The 13,470-nt window shown below is 71.7% G+C and carries 11 protein-coding genes; 3 read left to right on the top strand and 8 right to left on the bottom strand.

The features are described 5' to 3' along the window. Position 1 precedes the first annotated feature (1 nt). Genes ASG94_RS11055 through ASG94_RS11035 form a run of 5 tightly spaced genes read right to left on the bottom strand, consistent with a single transcriptional unit; the run spans position 2 to position 5,605 of the window. Complete coding sequence (locus ASG94_RS11055; RefSeq protein WP_056926530.1) at positions 2-1,036, bottom strand: LacI family DNA-binding transcriptional regulator; 1,035 nt, start codon at positions 1,034-1,036, stop codon at positions 2-4. A 5-nt stretch (positions 1,037-1,041) separates the two neighbouring features. Next, positions 1,042-2,547, bottom strand: coding sequence for a GH1 family beta-glucosidase (locus ASG94_RS11050; RefSeq protein WP_056926529.1), 1,506 nt, complete (start codon positions 2,545-2,547; stop codon positions 1,042-1,044). Continuing rightward, positions 2,544-3,362: a carbohydrate ABC transporter permease gene (locus ASG94_RS11045; protein ID WP_056926528.1), complete on the bottom strand. Its 819-nt coding sequence runs from the start codon at positions 3,360-3,362 to the stop codon at positions 2,544-2,546. Before ASG94_RS11045 ends, ASG94_RS11050 begins: the two co-directional genes overlap by 4 nt. Then, positions 3,359-4,363, bottom strand: coding sequence for a carbohydrate ABC transporter permease (locus ASG94_RS11040; protein WP_056926527.1), 1,005 nt, complete (start codon positions 4,361-4,363; stop codon positions 3,359-3,361). The genes ASG94_RS11045 and ASG94_RS11040 overlap by 4 nt, the downstream gene beginning before the upstream one ends. A 9-nt stretch (positions 4,364-4,372) precedes the next feature. Continuing rightward, entirely contained in the window at positions 4,373-5,605 is a 1,233-nt protein-coding gene (locus ASG94_RS11035) for an ABC transporter substrate-binding protein (RefSeq protein ID WP_056927225.1), read from the bottom strand. A gap of 307 nt (positions 5,606-5,912) precedes the next feature. On the opposite strand from ASG94_RS11035, the gene ASG94_RS11030 reads away from it, so the two are divergent. After that, entirely contained in the window at positions 5,913-7,013 is a 1,101-nt protein-coding gene (locus ASG94_RS11030; protein WP_056927224.1) for an ABC transporter ATP-binding protein, read from the top strand. 293 nt (positions 7,014-7,306) lie between these two features. On the opposite strand, the gene ASG94_RS11025 is transcribed toward ASG94_RS11030, so the two are convergent. From ASG94_RS11025 to ASG94_RS11015, 3 genes are read right to left on the bottom strand one after another with little or no spacing between them, the layout of a single operon-like run. Then, positions 7,307-8,749 carry a flavin-containing monooxygenase gene (locus ASG94_RS11025; RefSeq protein ID WP_056926526.1) on the bottom strand — a complete coding sequence of 481 codons (1,443 nt, stop codon included), beginning with the start codon at positions 8,747-8,749 and terminating at the stop codon, positions 7,307-7,309. Between the two features lie 27 nt (positions 8,750-8,776). Next, positions 8,777-9,511 (bottom strand): glutamine amidotransferase, encoded by a 735-nt coding sequence (locus ASG94_RS11020; RefSeq protein WP_056926525.1) that lies wholly within the window; start codon positions 9,509-9,511, stop codon positions 8,777-8,779. Positions 9,512-9,515: 4 nt separating this feature from the next. Further along, positions 9,516-10,664: a CaiB/BaiF CoA transferase family protein gene (locus ASG94_RS11015; RefSeq protein WP_056926524.1), complete on the bottom strand. Its 1,149-nt coding sequence runs from the start codon at positions 10,662-10,664 to the stop codon at positions 9,516-9,518. A gap of 186 nt (positions 10,665-10,850) precedes the next feature. On the opposite strand from ASG94_RS11015, the gene ASG94_RS11010 reads away from it, so the two are divergent. Together ASG94_RS11010 and ASG94_RS11005 are read left to right on the top strand one after the other, a co-directional pair. Further along, a complete protein-coding gene (locus tag ASG94_RS11010; RefSeq protein WP_082624129.1) occupies positions 10,851-11,459 on the top strand; it encodes a PadR family transcriptional regulator in 609 nt (202 codons plus the stop codon). Further along, positions 11,456-13,456 (top strand): NADPH-dependent 2,4-dienoyl-CoA reductase, encoded by a 2,001-nt coding sequence (locus tag ASG94_RS11005; RefSeq protein ID WP_056926523.1) that lies wholly within the window; start codon positions 11,456-11,458, stop codon positions 13,454-13,456. Before ASG94_RS11010 ends, ASG94_RS11005 begins: the two co-directional genes overlap by 4 nt. Positions 13,457-13,470: the final 14 nt, after the last annotated feature.

The raw sequence follows: 13,470 nt of genomic DNA, 5'->3' as shown, positions 1-13,470 counted from the left end.
GTCAGGCGGAGTCCCGGCGCACGAGGAGCGGCGGGATGATCACCCGCATCGCGTGACTCCCGGTGTGCCCGTCGACCTGCTCGAGCAGCAGCCGGGTGGCCCGCTCGGCCATCTCCTCGACCGGCTGCCGCACGGTGGTGAGCGGCGGGGTGGTGCGCTCGGCGACGCCGGTGTCGTCGAAGCCGATCACGGCCACGTCGTCGGGCACGCGGCGACCGAGCGCGGCGAGCACGCGGAGGGCGCCGAGCGCCATCAGGTCGGAGGCGACCACGATCCCGTCGAGGTCGGGGTGGGTGGCCATCAGCTCCTCGGCCGCGCGCTGGCCGCCGGCCTCGGTGAAGTCGCCGTGCACGACGGCGTCGTCGGCCATCCCCGCTGCCGCCATGGCCTGGCGCCAGCCATCGAGCCGGTCCGCGGCGGCGGTCATGTCGCCGGGCCCGGCGATGGTGCCGATGCGGCGGCAGCCGCGCTCGACGAGGACCTCGGTGGCGATCCGCTCGCCGGCTGTGTTGTCGACGTCGACGTACGCCACCCGGTCCCCCGCCGACCACGGCCGCCCGCCGAAGACGCACGGCAGGTCGATGCGGCTCAGCGCCTCGGCGAGGCCGTCGTCGCGGTGGTGGGAGACCACCAGCGCGCCGTCGACGTGGCGGTTGGTGAGGTAGCGCAGGGTGCGAGCGGTGGACGCGCCGGGGCGGGCGAGCAGCAGCACGAGCTGGATGTCGCGGTCGCTGAGCACGCGGGTGACGCCGCGGAGGGTGCCGGCGAAGAAGGGGTCGGAGAAGACCCGGTCGTCGGGCTCGGGGACGACGACGGCGATCGAGTCGGTACGCCGCGTCACCAGGCTGCGGGCGGCCGGGTTGGGCACGTAGCCCAGCGTCCGGACCGCCGCGTCGACCGAGGACTGCGCACGCGGGCTGACCCGCTGGCCGCCGTTGATCGCGCGGGACGCGGTCGCGCGGGAGACGCCGGCGACCCGGGCCACCTCGTCGAGGGTGGGCGAGCCGGTCGCGCCGTCCCTCCTCGCCCCGTTCACCCTGCTCACGCTAGTGGGCCGGGCGGTCCCGGCGCGGGCAGGCCTCCCGACCGCGCGACCTCGGCGTACCAGCGCGCACTGGTCTTGGGCGTGCGCCGCTGCGTCTCGTAGTCGACGTGCACCAGCCCGAAGCGCTTCGCGTAGCCGTAGGCCCACTCGAAGTTGTCCATGAACGACCACTGGAAGAAGCCGCGCACGTCGACCCCCTCGGTGATGGCGCGGTGGACGGCGCGCAGGTAGGAGTCGAGGAACTCGACGCGCTCGGGGTCGCGCACCTCGCCGTCGGCGTCGGGGGCGTCGGCGTACGCCGCCCCGGTCTCCGTCAGGAAGATCGGCAGCCGCGGGTAGTCGTCGTGGAGGCGGCGCAGCAGGCGGTAGAGGCCGTCGGGCTGCACCTCCCAGCCCATGTCGGTGACCGGCAGCCCGCGGCTCGGGAAGGTGACGTGCTCGGAGCCCACGAACGGCGAGAGCGCCACCCGGTCGGGCTGGTCGCTGCCGATGCCCACGACGTCGGTGCGCGGGTGCCCCGAGACGGCGTTGCCGTGGTAGTAGTTCACGCCCAGCACGTCGATCGGCGAGGAGATGAGCGCCAGGTCCCCGTCACGGACGACGTCGTGCCAGTGCCCGCCCTGCCAGTCGAGGTGCGCGGTGTCGTCGAGCAGGTCCTGCGGGTAGGAGCCGCGGAAGAGCGGGTCCAGGAAGAGCCGGTTGTGCAGCGCGTCGATGCGGCGCGCGGCGTCCACGTCGACCGGGTCGGCCGGGTCGGCGGGGTCGGGCACGGTCAGGTTGAGGCTCAGCCCCAGCCGGATGTCGTCGCCCTCGCTGTCGGCGCGGCGGCGCAGCTCGTCGACGACGAGGCCGTGCCCGAGCAGCAGGTGGTGCGCGGAGACCAAGCCAGCGACGCCCTCCTGCCGCCCGGGGGCATGGTGTCCTGCGGCGTAGCCGAGGAAGGCCGAGCACCACGGCTCGTTGAGCGTCGTCCAGGTCGGCACCCGGTCGCCGAGGACGTCGTACACGCTCAGCGCGTAGTCGGCGAAGCGGTGCGCGGTGTCGCGGTTGGTCCAGCCACCGGCGTCCTCGAGCGCTTGCGGGAGGTCCCAGTGGTAGAGCGTCAGCCACGGCGCCACGTTGCGGGCGAGCAGCTCGTCGACGAGGCGGTCGTAGAACGCGAGGCCGGAGCGGTTGACCGGTCCGCCGTCCGGGCGGACCCGCGGCCACGCGACGGAGAAGCGGTACGACGCCACCTCGAGCTCGCGCATCAGCGCGACGTCCTCGGGCATCCGGTGGTAGTGGTCGCACGCGACGTCGCCGGTGTCACCGTTCATCACCGCGCCGGGGGTGCGGGAGAAGGTGTCCCAGATCGACGCGGTCCGGCCATCCTCGGCCACCGCGCCCTCGATCTGGTACGACGCCGTGGCGACCCCCCACACGAACCCCTCGGGGAAGCGCGCGCTCGGGTCGGGCGTGCTGGTGGTGTGCTCGGCGGTGCCGAGCGTGTGCTGGACGGTCATCCCTTGACTGCTCCTTGCATGATGCCGGCGACCAGCTGGCGGCCGGTGAGGACGAAGAGGACCAGCAGCGGGATCGTCGAGATGGCCGCGCCGGCGAGGACGAGGCTGTAGTCGACGTAGTAGCCGCTCTGGAGCTGCTGGAGTGCGATCTGGACGGTGGGGTTGCTGGCCGGCAGCACGATCAGCGGCCAGAAGAAGTCGGTCCAGGTCGCCATGAAGGTGAACAGCCACAGGATCGCCGCGGCGGGTCGGGCGGCCGGCAGGGCGACGTTCCAGAAGGTGCGCAGCATCGAGCAGCCGTCCACGCGGGCGGCCTCGATGAGCTCGTCGGGGACCGCGTCGACGAGGTACTGGCGCATAAAGAAGACGCCGAAGGCGGTCACCATGCCGGGCACGATCAGCGCCCACATCGAGCCGACCCAGCCGAGCTTGGCCATCACGATGAAGAGCGGGATCACCCCGAGCTGGGTGGGCACGGCCAGGGTGGCGACCACGAAGACGAGCAGCGGCGTGCGGCCCTTGAACGCGAGCTTGGCGAACGCGAAGCCGGCCAGCGTGGAGAAGAAGACGACCGACGTGGCGACCGTGGTGGAGACGAGCAGGCTGTTGCCGAGCGCCTTCCAGAACGGGACGGCCTCGAAGGCGCGCTGGGCGTTGTCGAAGAAGTGGCCGCCGGGCAGCAGCGGGGGCACCCGCTTGGTCAGCACGTCGCGGCTGTGCGAGCCGACGAGGAACGACCAGTAGAGGGGTGCGCACGAGCCGAGCACGAAGGCGGTGAGCAGCCCGTAGACGAGGAAGCCGGGTCGGCGGTTCATCGACGACCTCCCAGGGTCCCGACGCGACGACTGATCGCGAGGTTGACGAGCGCGAAGACGATGATGATGAGGAAGAGCAGCCAGGCCACGGCCGAGGCCATGCCGAGGTCGCGCACCCGCCAGCCGAGCTCCCAGAGGTACATCGTCAGCGTCTGGTACTGCCGGTCCGAGCCGCCGAGGCCCTGGGTGTCGAAGAGCCGCGGCTCGGCGAAGATCTGCAGCCCGCCGATGGTCGAGGTGATGATGACGAAGAGCAGGGTGGGCCGGATCATCGGCAGCGTGATCGCGGCGAACTGCCGCACCCGGCCGGCGCCGTCGAGCGCGGCCGACTCGTAGAGCTCGCGCGGCACGGCCTGCATGGCGGCCAGGAAGATGAGTGCGTTGTAGCCCGTCCAGCGCCAGTTGACCATCGAGGCGATGGCGACGTGGCTGGCCAGGGTGTCGACGTGCCACCGGATCGGCCCGATCCCGAAGGCGCCGAGCGCCTCGTTGACCAGGCCGTAGCGGTCACCGAAGACGTTGCCGAAGATCAGTGCCACCGCGGCCGGGGCGACCACGAAGGGGATGAGCACGCTCATCCTCCACAGGGTGCGACCCCGCAGCTGGGTGTCGAGCAGCCCGGCCAGCACCAGGGCGATGAGCACCTGGGGCACCGAGGAGAGCAGGAAGATGCTCAGGGTGTTGCGCAGCGCGTTCCAGAAGTAGCGGTCCTCGACCACCCGGGAGTAGTTCTCCAGGCCGATGAAGTCGCCCTGACCGCTGAGCAGCCCCCACTCGTGCACCGACACCCAGGCGGTGTAGCCGAGCGGGAACATGCCCACCAGCAGGAAGAGGACGAAGAACGGGGAGATGTAGAGGTACGGCGACAGCCGGGTGTCCCACCGGGAGAGCCGTCGACGCCACGCGGACGGGCGGCGGCGCACGGGTGCCCGTCCCCCCGTCGGGGACACCGGGTCAGCGGTGTCCCCGACGGGCTTGAGGGCGGAGGAGTCCAGCGTCATGGTGGAGGGTCAGCCCAGTCGCTCGACGTCGGCCAGGAAGGACTGCCAGGCCTCGTCGGCCGACTCCTTGCCCTCGTCGACGCGCTGGATCGCCTGCTGGAACGCGGTGTTGATGTCGGCGTACTTCGGGCCCTTGTGCGGGATGAAGTCGATGGCCTCGGCCCGCTCGGCGAGGATCTCGCCGGTGGGGGCGTCGTTGAAGAAGGCGTTGGTGCTCTCGAGCAGGACCGGGTCGCTGAGCGCCTCGTTCTGGCTCGGGAAGGTGCCCTTGGCCTCGAAGGCCTTGATCTGCTGCTCCGGCGCGGTCAGCCACTTGGCCAGGGCCATGGCCTCCTCCGGGTGCTCGCTCTGCTGCGGGACGGTGAGGTAGGAGCCGCCCCAGAGCCCGGCGCCGCCCGGGAAGACGTTGGCGACGTCCCAGCCCTCGACGCCGTCGGCGTTGCCCTCGATGACGCCGAGCATCCAGCCGGGGCAGGCCATGGTGGCGAAGCCGTCGTTCTGGAACGAGGCCGTCCAGTCCTCGCTCCACTGCACGAGCTTGGTGGACAGGCCCTCCTCGGAGAGCGAGGTGACGGTGTCGAAGACGTCCTTGACCTGCGGGTTGTCGGCCGCGATGACGTTGTTGTCCTGGTCCTCGAAGGAGTACTCCGTCTGGTTGATCATGGCCTGCGCGGTGGCGCCCGAGGCGTCGTACCAGGAGACGTCGGGGACCTTGGCGACGAACTCGCGACCCGTGGCGAAGTAGTCGTCCCAGCTGGTGAAGAGCTTGGCGACCTCGTCACGGTCGGTCGGCAGGCCGGCCTTCTTGAACAGGTCGGCGCGGTAGCAGATGCCCTCCGGGCCGATGTCGGTGCCGTAGCCGATGAGCGCGCCGTCCTCGGTGGTGGCGGCCTCGGTCTTCCAGTCCAGCCAGCGGTCCTCGACCTCGGGGTCGGAGAGGTCGACGAACGCGTCCGACTCCTCCATGAGGGCGGCGAGCCAGTCGACCTCGATGGCCTCGATGTCGGAGAGCCCGGAGCCCGCGGCCAGCTTGGTGTAGAGGTTGTCCTGGTGCTCGTTGGCCGTGCCGGCCTTCTTCTGCTCGACGACGACGTCGTCCTGCATCGCGTTGTACTCCTCGATGAGGCCCTCGTAGCCGAACTCGTTGAAGGTCGCGACGGTCAGCTTGATCTTGCCGCCGTCGGAGGCCTCGTCCGAGTCGCCGCCGCAGGCGGCCGCCGTCATCGTGAGGGTGAGCGCCATGAGGGCGCCCGTGACGAGTCGGGCTCGCCGGCTGTTCGGTGTGTGCACCACTGCTCTGCTCCTGCCGTCCTGCGGGACGCCGGACGGGCGTCCGGCTGGGTCGGGGACCGTCGTGAAAGTGTGGAAGCGCTTCCATTCCGATCTGCGGTTCACCATGACATCGGTCACACCCTGTGTCAACAGACCGGGTTGTATGGGCTTCTGAGAAGTGGGAGCGCTTCCACTAGACGTCGCGCGCCGGGCGACGTACCGTCGTCCGCACCACCCGGCCGCCGTGCGTCGGGACGTGGACGACAAGGAGCTCCTGATGGCATCGGTGCGATTCGTGGGGGCCGGACGACGCTACCCGGGAGCGGAGCGGGCGGCGGTCGACGCGCTCGACCTGGAGATCGAGGACGGCGAGTTCATGGTGCTCGTCGGCCCCTCCGGCTGCGGCAAGTCGACCTCGCTGCGGATGCTGGCCGGCCTCGAGGAGTGCACCGAGGGCTCGATCATGATCGGCGACCGCGACGTCACCGACGACGTGCCCAAGGACCGCGACATCGCGATGGTCTTCCAGAACTACGCGCTCTACCCGCACATGAGCGTCGCCGACAACATGGGCTTCGCCCTCAAGGTCGCGCGGGTCGGCAAGGAGGAGCGCGACCGCCGGGTGCGGGAGGCCGCGCGCATCCTCGACCTCGAGGACTACCTCGAGCGCAAGCCCAAGGCGCTGTCCGGCGGGCAGCGCCAGCGCGTCGCGATGGGTCGCGCGATCGTGCGCCAGCCCGAGGTCTTCCTCATGGACGAGCCGCTGTCCAACCTCGACGCCAAGCTCCGCGTCTCGACCCGCACCCAGATCGCCGCCCTCCAGCAGCGGCTCGGCGTCACGACCGTCTACGTCACCCACGACCAGGTCGAGGCGATGACCATGGGCGACCGGGTGGCCGTGCTCAAGGACGGCCTGCTCCAGCAGGTCGACACCCCGCTGGCGCTCTACGACCGGCCGGCCAACCTCTTCGTCGCCGGCTTCATCGGCTCCCCCGCGATGAACCTGCTGCCCGCCAAGCTCGCCGACGGCGACGCCTGGGTGGGTGACCTCCGGGTCCCGCTCGACCGCGCAGTCGTGGCCCGGGCGACCGGCGACGTGACGCTCGGGGTGCGACCGCACGCGTGGCACCTGGCGTCCTCGGCCTCGGCCTCGGAGGAGGGGCTGGCCGTGACCGTCACGGTCGTCGAGGAGCTCGGCGCCGACGCCTTCCTGTACGCCGTCCCCGACGACCCGTCGCTGTCCGGCGTGATCAGCCAGGCCGTCGTACGCCTCGAGGGTCGCCCGCAGCTCGCCAAGGGTGAGCGGGTGCGGCTCGTGATCGACCCGCTCGCCGTGCACGTCTTCGACACCGCCTCCGGGGAGCGGCTCTCGGACTGAGGGTCCTCCTCCGGGCGCCGGGACCGCACGAGCAAGGCAGTTCGGACCGTCGGGCTCGCGTGGCACGCTCAGCACCGGCCGGGCGAGGTCGAACTGCCTCAGTTGTGCCGGATGCGCAGCCCGTGGCTCACCGTCTCCAGCGACGCACGTGGCCGGACGGCCGACTCGCTGGGTGTGGACCCGGTGTCGCTCGGTGTCGCTCGATGGCCACATTGACCCCCAGGGTGGCGCCGGACTGCACCGGGACGCCGATCAGGGCGCGATGTGCCGCCACTCTGGGAGAACGTCGGACCTCAGCGGAAGGCCAGCGCCCCGTCGTCGATGGGACCGCGCCGGATGGTCCGCATGTCGTGGAAGTAGTTCTGCTTGAGCTTCCACGGCTCGACGTCACCCTGCTTGGGCAGCGTGTCGATGGCGCGCAGGACGTAGCCCGCGGCGAAGTCCATGAAGGGCCCCTGCCCCACGGACGGGTCCGGGACCGGGACGGCCGAGCGGAGCCCGTGTTCGTCGAGGTGGGAGAGCAGCCGGCACACGTACTCCCCCACGAGGTCGGCCTTGAGGGTCCACGAGGCGTTGGTGTAGCCGATCGTGTAGGCGAAGTTCGGGACCCCGCTGAGCATCAGCGCCTTGTAGGCCATCGTGTCGGGCAGCTCGACGCGCCGGCCGTCGACGTCGAAGGTCATCCCGCCGAACGCCTTGAGCTGCAGCCCGGTCGCGGTCACCACGATGTCGGCCTCGAGCTCGCGCCCCGACGCCAGGCGCACCCCGCGCGGCGTGAAGGTCTCGATCGTGTCGGTGACGACCTCCGCGCGACCGTCCTTGAGCACCCGGAAGAGGTCGCCGTCGGGCACCAGGCACAGCCGCTGGTCCCACGGGTCGTAGGTCGGCTTGAAGTGCGTGTCGACGTCGTACCCCTCGGGCAGCAGCTTGGTGTTGGCCTTGCGGATGACGCCGCGCATCATCGCCGGGCGCCGCCGGCTGAGCTGGAAGAGCCCGGTCGAGACGCCGACGTTCTTCCACCGGGTCGCGGCGTAGGCCGCCTTCTCCGGCAGCACCTTGCGCAGCCGCTGCGCGACCTTGTCCTCGGCGGGCAGGGAGAGGATGTACGTCGGGGAGCGCTGCAGCATGGTCACGTGCCCGGCTCCCGACTCGGCCAGCGCCGGGACGAGCGTCACGGCGGTGGCGCCGGAGCCGATGACCACCACCTTCTTCCCGGCGTAGTCGAGGTCCTCGGGCCAGTGCTGCGGGTGGATCACCTGCCCCTCGAACGACGACTCCCCCGGGAACTCGGGCCGGTAGCCCTGCTCGTAGTCGTAGTAGCCGGTGGTCGCCCACAGGAAGCTGCAGGTGATCTCGCTGATCGCGCCGTCGTGCTCGACGGTGACCGTCCACGCCGCGGTGTCGCTGTCCCACGACGCCGCGCGGGCGTCGTACCCGTAGCGGATGTGCTCGTCGATGCCGTACTCACGCGCGGTCTCGCGGACGTAGGCGAGGATCGAGGGCCCGTCGGCGAGCGCCTTGTCGCCGCGCCACGGCTTGAAGCGGTAGCCGAGGGTGAACATGTCGGAGTCCGAGCGGATCCCCGGGTAGCGGAAGAGGTCCCAGGTGCCGCCGCTGGCCGCGCGCCGCTCGAGCACGGCGTACGAGCGCCCGGGGTGCTCGCGGGTGAGCTGGGCCGCGGCGCCGATGCCGGACAGGCCGGCTCCGATGATGAGTACGTCGACGTGGTCGGACATGGATCTCCTTCTCGCGGTGCGGGGCAGTCAGGACCGGGCGTGCAGCTCGACGAAGCGGGCGAGCAGCCGGACGGGCTCGGTGACCATCGCCTCGCGGGCGGCGGCCTTGAGGGACTCGCGCTCGTGCGGCTCGTAGTAGCCGTGGGCGCTGTAGGCGTCGACCCGGTCGCCGAGCGCGGCGGCGTCGAGCTCGGGGTGGAACTGGGTGGCGTAGACGTTGCGGCCGATCCGGAACGCGTGTACCGGGCAGGTGTCCGTGGAGGCCAGCAGAACGGCGTTCTCGGGCAGTCGCGCGACCGCCTCCTTGTGGCCGAGGTACGCGGCGAAGACCTCGGGGAGGATGCCGAAGAGCGGGTCCTCCGCGCCGTCGGCGGAGAGCCGGACGGGCAGCGCGCCGATGGGCTCGCCGTAGGTCCGGTCGACGATCCCGCCGGCGAGGGTGCCGACGACGCCGATGCCGTAGCAGGCGCCGAGGAAGGGGAAGTCGTTCTCCACCACGCGCAGCGCGAGGTCCCCCAGCTCGGCCTCGACGCGGTGCTGGACCCCCGACTTGGCCTCGTCAGGGTCGGAGACGTTGAAGGGTCCGCCGCCGAGGATGATCCCGGACCAGTCGTCGAGCTCGACCCAGCCGAGCGGTGCCGCCTCGAGGCGGACCCGGACGAGCTCGTCGGGGTGCAGCCCGGAGCCGGCGAGCACGGCGTCGTACTCCTGCTGGGCGACGTCGTCCTCCGCGCGGGTGCCGAGGAAGAGGAAGGGGCGCACGGGCTCAGGCCTGCGTCGCGGCGCCGCTGGCCAGCAGCGCGTCGACGTCCTCGATGCCCCACGCGGCCAGTCCCTCGCGGGTGTCGGCGCCCGGTCCGCCGGGCGTCGACCCGAGGGTCGCGGGGGTGCGGGAGAAGCGGGGCGCGGGGGCGGGCTGGGTGATTCCGCCGTGCTCGACGAAGGTCCCGCGCGCGGCCAGGTGCGGGTGGTGCGGGGCGTCGGCGAGGGGTACGACGGGCGCGACGCAGGCCTCGGTGCCGTCGAAGAGCTCGCTCCACTCGGCCTGGGTGCGCTCCTTGAACCTCCGCGTCAGGGCCTCGCGGATCGCCGGGAAGTGGGCTGGGTCGTCGCGGTCGGGCAGGTCGAGCTCGAGCAGGCGGACCAGCTCGGCGTAGAACTGCGGCTCCAGCGGGCCGACGCTCATGTGCTCACCGTCGGCGGTCTCGTAGAGGTCGTAGTAGGGCGTGCCCCCGTCGAGCAGCCCCGATCGGCGCTTGCCGGTGTCGAGACCCATCGCGGCGAAGGTCGTCGCCATCGCGTTGAGGTGTGCGGTGCCGTCGACGATCGCCGCGTCGACGACCTGCCCCTGCCCGCTGGTGCGGGCCTCGAGCAGGGCGGCGAGGACGCCGATGACGAGGTACGTCGAGCCGCCGCCGAAGTCGCCGACCAGGTTGGTCGGGAAGTGCGGACGGGCCGGGTCCTGGCCGAGGCCGTGGAGGGCGCCGGTGATGGCGACGTAATTCATGTCGTGGCCGGCGGTGCGGCTCCACGGACCGTCCTGGCCCCAGCCGGTCATCCGGCCGTAGACGAGGCGGGGGTTGCGCGCGTGGCACTCGGCGGGCCCGAGGCCCAGCCGCTCGATGGCGCCGGGGCGCATCCCCTCGATCAGCACGTCGGCCTGCTCGACGAGGTCGAGGACGGTGGCCACCGCGTCGGGGTGCTTGAGGTCGAGGGCGACGCTCGGGCGGCCGCGGGTCAGGACGTCGTACCGTCCGGCGCCCAGCATGTCGCCGCCCTTGCGGTCGATGCGGATCACGTCGGCGCCGAGGTCGGCCAGGATCATGCAGGCGTGCGGCCCGGGGCCGATGCCGGCGATCTCGACGACCTTCACGCCCCGCAGCGGACCGGTCCCCTGCCCGAGTGCGTCGCTCATGGGGTGATCATGACACCGATGCTGTCACGGTCGCGAGGGGTGTGTGGGTTGTGGCGAAGTCCCCGCCCAGCCGGGGACTCCGTCACCGTGTGCCCGTTGCAACACCCCTACGGTGTCCGACTCGCCGACACAGTGCTGCGCCACACCCGCTTGCAACTCGTTGCATAGGTCTGCCACGATACCCGGGTGGCCCTCGAACACGCGCTCCTCGTCGCCCTGCGCGAGCAGCCCGCGTCCGGCCTCGACCTCGCCCGGCGCTTCGAGAAGTCGATCGGCTTCTTCTGGCACGCGACCCACCAGCAGATCTACCGCGTGCTCGCCCGCATGGAGGGCGACGGCTGGGTCACCGTCGAGGTCGTCCCCCAGACCGGCCGACCGGACAGACGCGTGTACACCGTCTCGGCCGCCGGGCGCCAGGTCCTCGCCGACTGGCTCGCCGAGCCGGTGGGGACCGAGCCCTTCCGCAGCGAGCTGGCCGTCAAGCTGCGCGGGGCGTCGTACGGCGATCGGGCGACGCTGCTGGGCCACGTCGCCGACGCGCGGGCCGACCACGAGACCCGGCTGGCGCACTACCGCCAGCTGGAGCACGCGTTCCCCGCCGACCCGACCGGCCACCAGCTCGACCAGCTCCTCGTCCTGCGCGGCGGCATCCGGCTCGAGGAGTTCTGGATCGCCTGGCTGACCGACTACCTCGACGCGCACGGTTTCGAGGCTCGCTCCGCTCGCACCTCAACCACCGAGACCACCGAGACCACCGAGACAGCCACCACCGAAGAGAAGGCAGCCCTCCGATGACGTCCTACCCCCACCTCCTCGAGCCGATCACCCTCGGCGACCTGACCCTGCGCAACCGCGTGGTCATGGGCTCGATGCACACCGGCCTCGAGGACTACCCGTGGGACATCGACAAGCTGGCGGCCTACTTCGCCGAGCGCGCCCGCGGCGGCGCCGGGCTGATCGTGACCGGCGGCTACGCGCCCAACAAGCGGGGCTGGCTCAAGCCGTTCGCCTCCGAGATGACGACGCGGCTGCAGGCCATCCGGCACCAGCGGGTGACCGGCGCGGTGCACGAGGCGGGCGGCGCGATCGCGATGCAGATCCTGCACGCGGGCCGCTACGGCTACCACCCGTTCTCGGTCGGCGCCTCGACGACCAAGTCGCCGATCACCCCCTTCAGCCCGCGGGCGTTGTCCACGAAGGGCGTCGACCGGACGGTCTCCGACTTCGCCAACGCCGCACGCCTCGCGCAGAAGGCGGGCTACGACGGCGTCGAGATCATGGGCTCCGAGGGCTACCTGATCAACCAGTTCCTCGCCGCGCGCACCAACGACCGCACCGACCGGTGGGGCGGCACGGCGACCGACCGGATGCGCTTCCCCGTCGAGATCGTGCGACGCACGCGGGAGGCGGTCGGCGAGGGCTTCCCGATCATGTACCGGATCTCGCTGCTCGACCTCGTCGAGGGCGGCCAGACCTGGGACGAGGTCGTCGAGCTGGCGGGCCTGCTCGAGGAGGCCGGCGTCACCGTCTTCAACACCGGCATCGGCTGGCACGAGGCGCGGGTGCCCACGATCATCACGCAGGTACCGCGGGCGGCCTGGGCGAGCGTCACGGCGCGGCTGACCGAGGTCGTCGACGTGCCGGTGTGCGCCTCCAACCGGATCAACACCCCCGAGCTCGGCGAGGAGATCATCGCCTCCGGGCAGGCCGACCTGGTGTCGATGGCCCGCCCGTTCCTGGCCGACCCGGCCTTCGTCGCCAAGGCGCTCGACGACCGCGCCGACGAGATCAACACCTGCATCGCCTGCAACCAGGCCTGCCTCGACCACACCTTCAGCAACCAGCGCGCATCCTGCCTGGTCAACCCGCGCGCCTGCCACGAGACCGAGCTGGTGCTGATGCCGACGCGCCGGCCCGCCACGGTCGCCGTCGTGGGTGCCGGCCCGGCCGGGCTCGCCGCCGCGGTCAACGCCGCCGAGCGCGGCTTCACCACCACCCTGTTCGAGAAGCACACCGAGCTCGGCGGGCAGTTCCGCCTGGCCATGCAGGTGCCCGGCAAGGAGGACTTCGCCGACACGCTGCGCTACTTCACCCGCCGCCTCGAGGTGCTCGGTGTGGACGTGCGGACCTCGACGGAGGCCACCGCGGCCGACCTCGCGGCGTACGACCACGTCGTCGTGGCCAGCGGCGTCGTGCCGCGCATCCCCGTCATCGAGGGCATCGACCACCCCAAGGCCGTGTCGTACGCCGCCGTGCTCGACGGCTCGGTGACCGTCGGCAAGCGCGTGGCCGTCATCGGCGCCGGCGGCATCGGCGTCGACGTGAGCCACTTCCTCGCGCACGACCCGAGCGAGACCGTCGAGGACTGGTACGGCCACTGGGGCGTCGGCGACCCGACCCTCAACCCCGGCGGACTCACGGAGGCCAAGCCGCGTACGCCGGCCCGCCAGGTCACGCTCGTGCAGCGCAAGGCCACCCCGATCGGCATCGGCCTCGGCAAGACGTCGGGCTGGGCGCACCGCGCGGTGCTCAAGCAGTCGGGGGTCACCCAGGTGATCGGCGCGACCTACGACCGCATCGACGACGCCGGCCTGCACGTCACCGTCGCTGGCACCGCGCGCGTGCTCGACGTCGACCACGTCGTCATCTGCGCCGGGCAGGAGTCCGTGCGCGACCTGTACGACGTCCTGGACCACCCCAGCGTCCACCTCATCGGTGGCGCGGACGTCGCCGCCGAGCTGGACGCGAAGCGGGCCATCAAGCAGGGCACCGAGGTCGTCGCGGCGCTCTGAGCAGGCGGCGCGGC

The organism is Nocardioides sp. Soil805 (assembly GCF_001429625.1).
Taxonomy (GTDB): domain Bacteria; phylum Actinomycetota; class Actinomycetes; order Propionibacteriales; family Nocardioidaceae; genus Nocardioides.
This window is presented reverse-complemented; position numbering and strand designations above follow the sequence as displayed.

What these genes read in the sequence shown, in the direction of transcription:
- ASG94_RS11025 (WP_056926526.1), bottom strand. Translation starts at nt 8,749, where the DNA reads ATGTCCGACCACGTCGACGTACTCATCATCGGAGCCGGCCTGTCCGGC.
- ASG94_RS11030 (WP_056927224.1), top strand. Translation starts at nt 5,913, where the DNA reads ATGGCATCGGTGCGATTCGTGGGGGCCGGACGACGCTACCCGGGAGCG.
- ASG94_RS11045 (WP_056926528.1), bottom strand. Translation starts at nt 3,362, where the DNA reads ATGAACCGCCGACCCGGCTTCCTCGTCTACGGGCTGCTCACCGCCTTC.
- ASG94_RS11015 (WP_056926524.1), bottom strand. Translation starts at nt 10,664, where the DNA reads ATGAGCGACGCACTCGGGCAGGGGACCGGTCCGCTGCGGGGCGTGAAG.
- ASG94_RS11035 (WP_056927225.1), bottom strand. Translation starts at nt 5,605, where the DNA reads ATGGCGCTCACCCTCACGATGACGGCGGCCGCCTGCGGCGGCGACTCG.
- ASG94_RS11005 (WP_056926523.1), top strand. Translation starts at nt 11,456, where the DNA reads ATGACGTCCTACCCCCACCTCCTCGAGCCGATCACCCTCGGCGACCTG.
- ASG94_RS11040 (WP_056926527.1), bottom strand. Translation starts at nt 4,363, where the DNA reads ATGACGCTGGACTCCTCCGCCCTCAAGCCCGTCGGGGACACCGCTGAC.
- ASG94_RS11050 (WP_056926529.1), bottom strand. Translation starts at nt 2,547, where the DNA reads ATGACCGTCCAGCACACGCTCGGCACCGCCGAGCACACCACCAGCACG.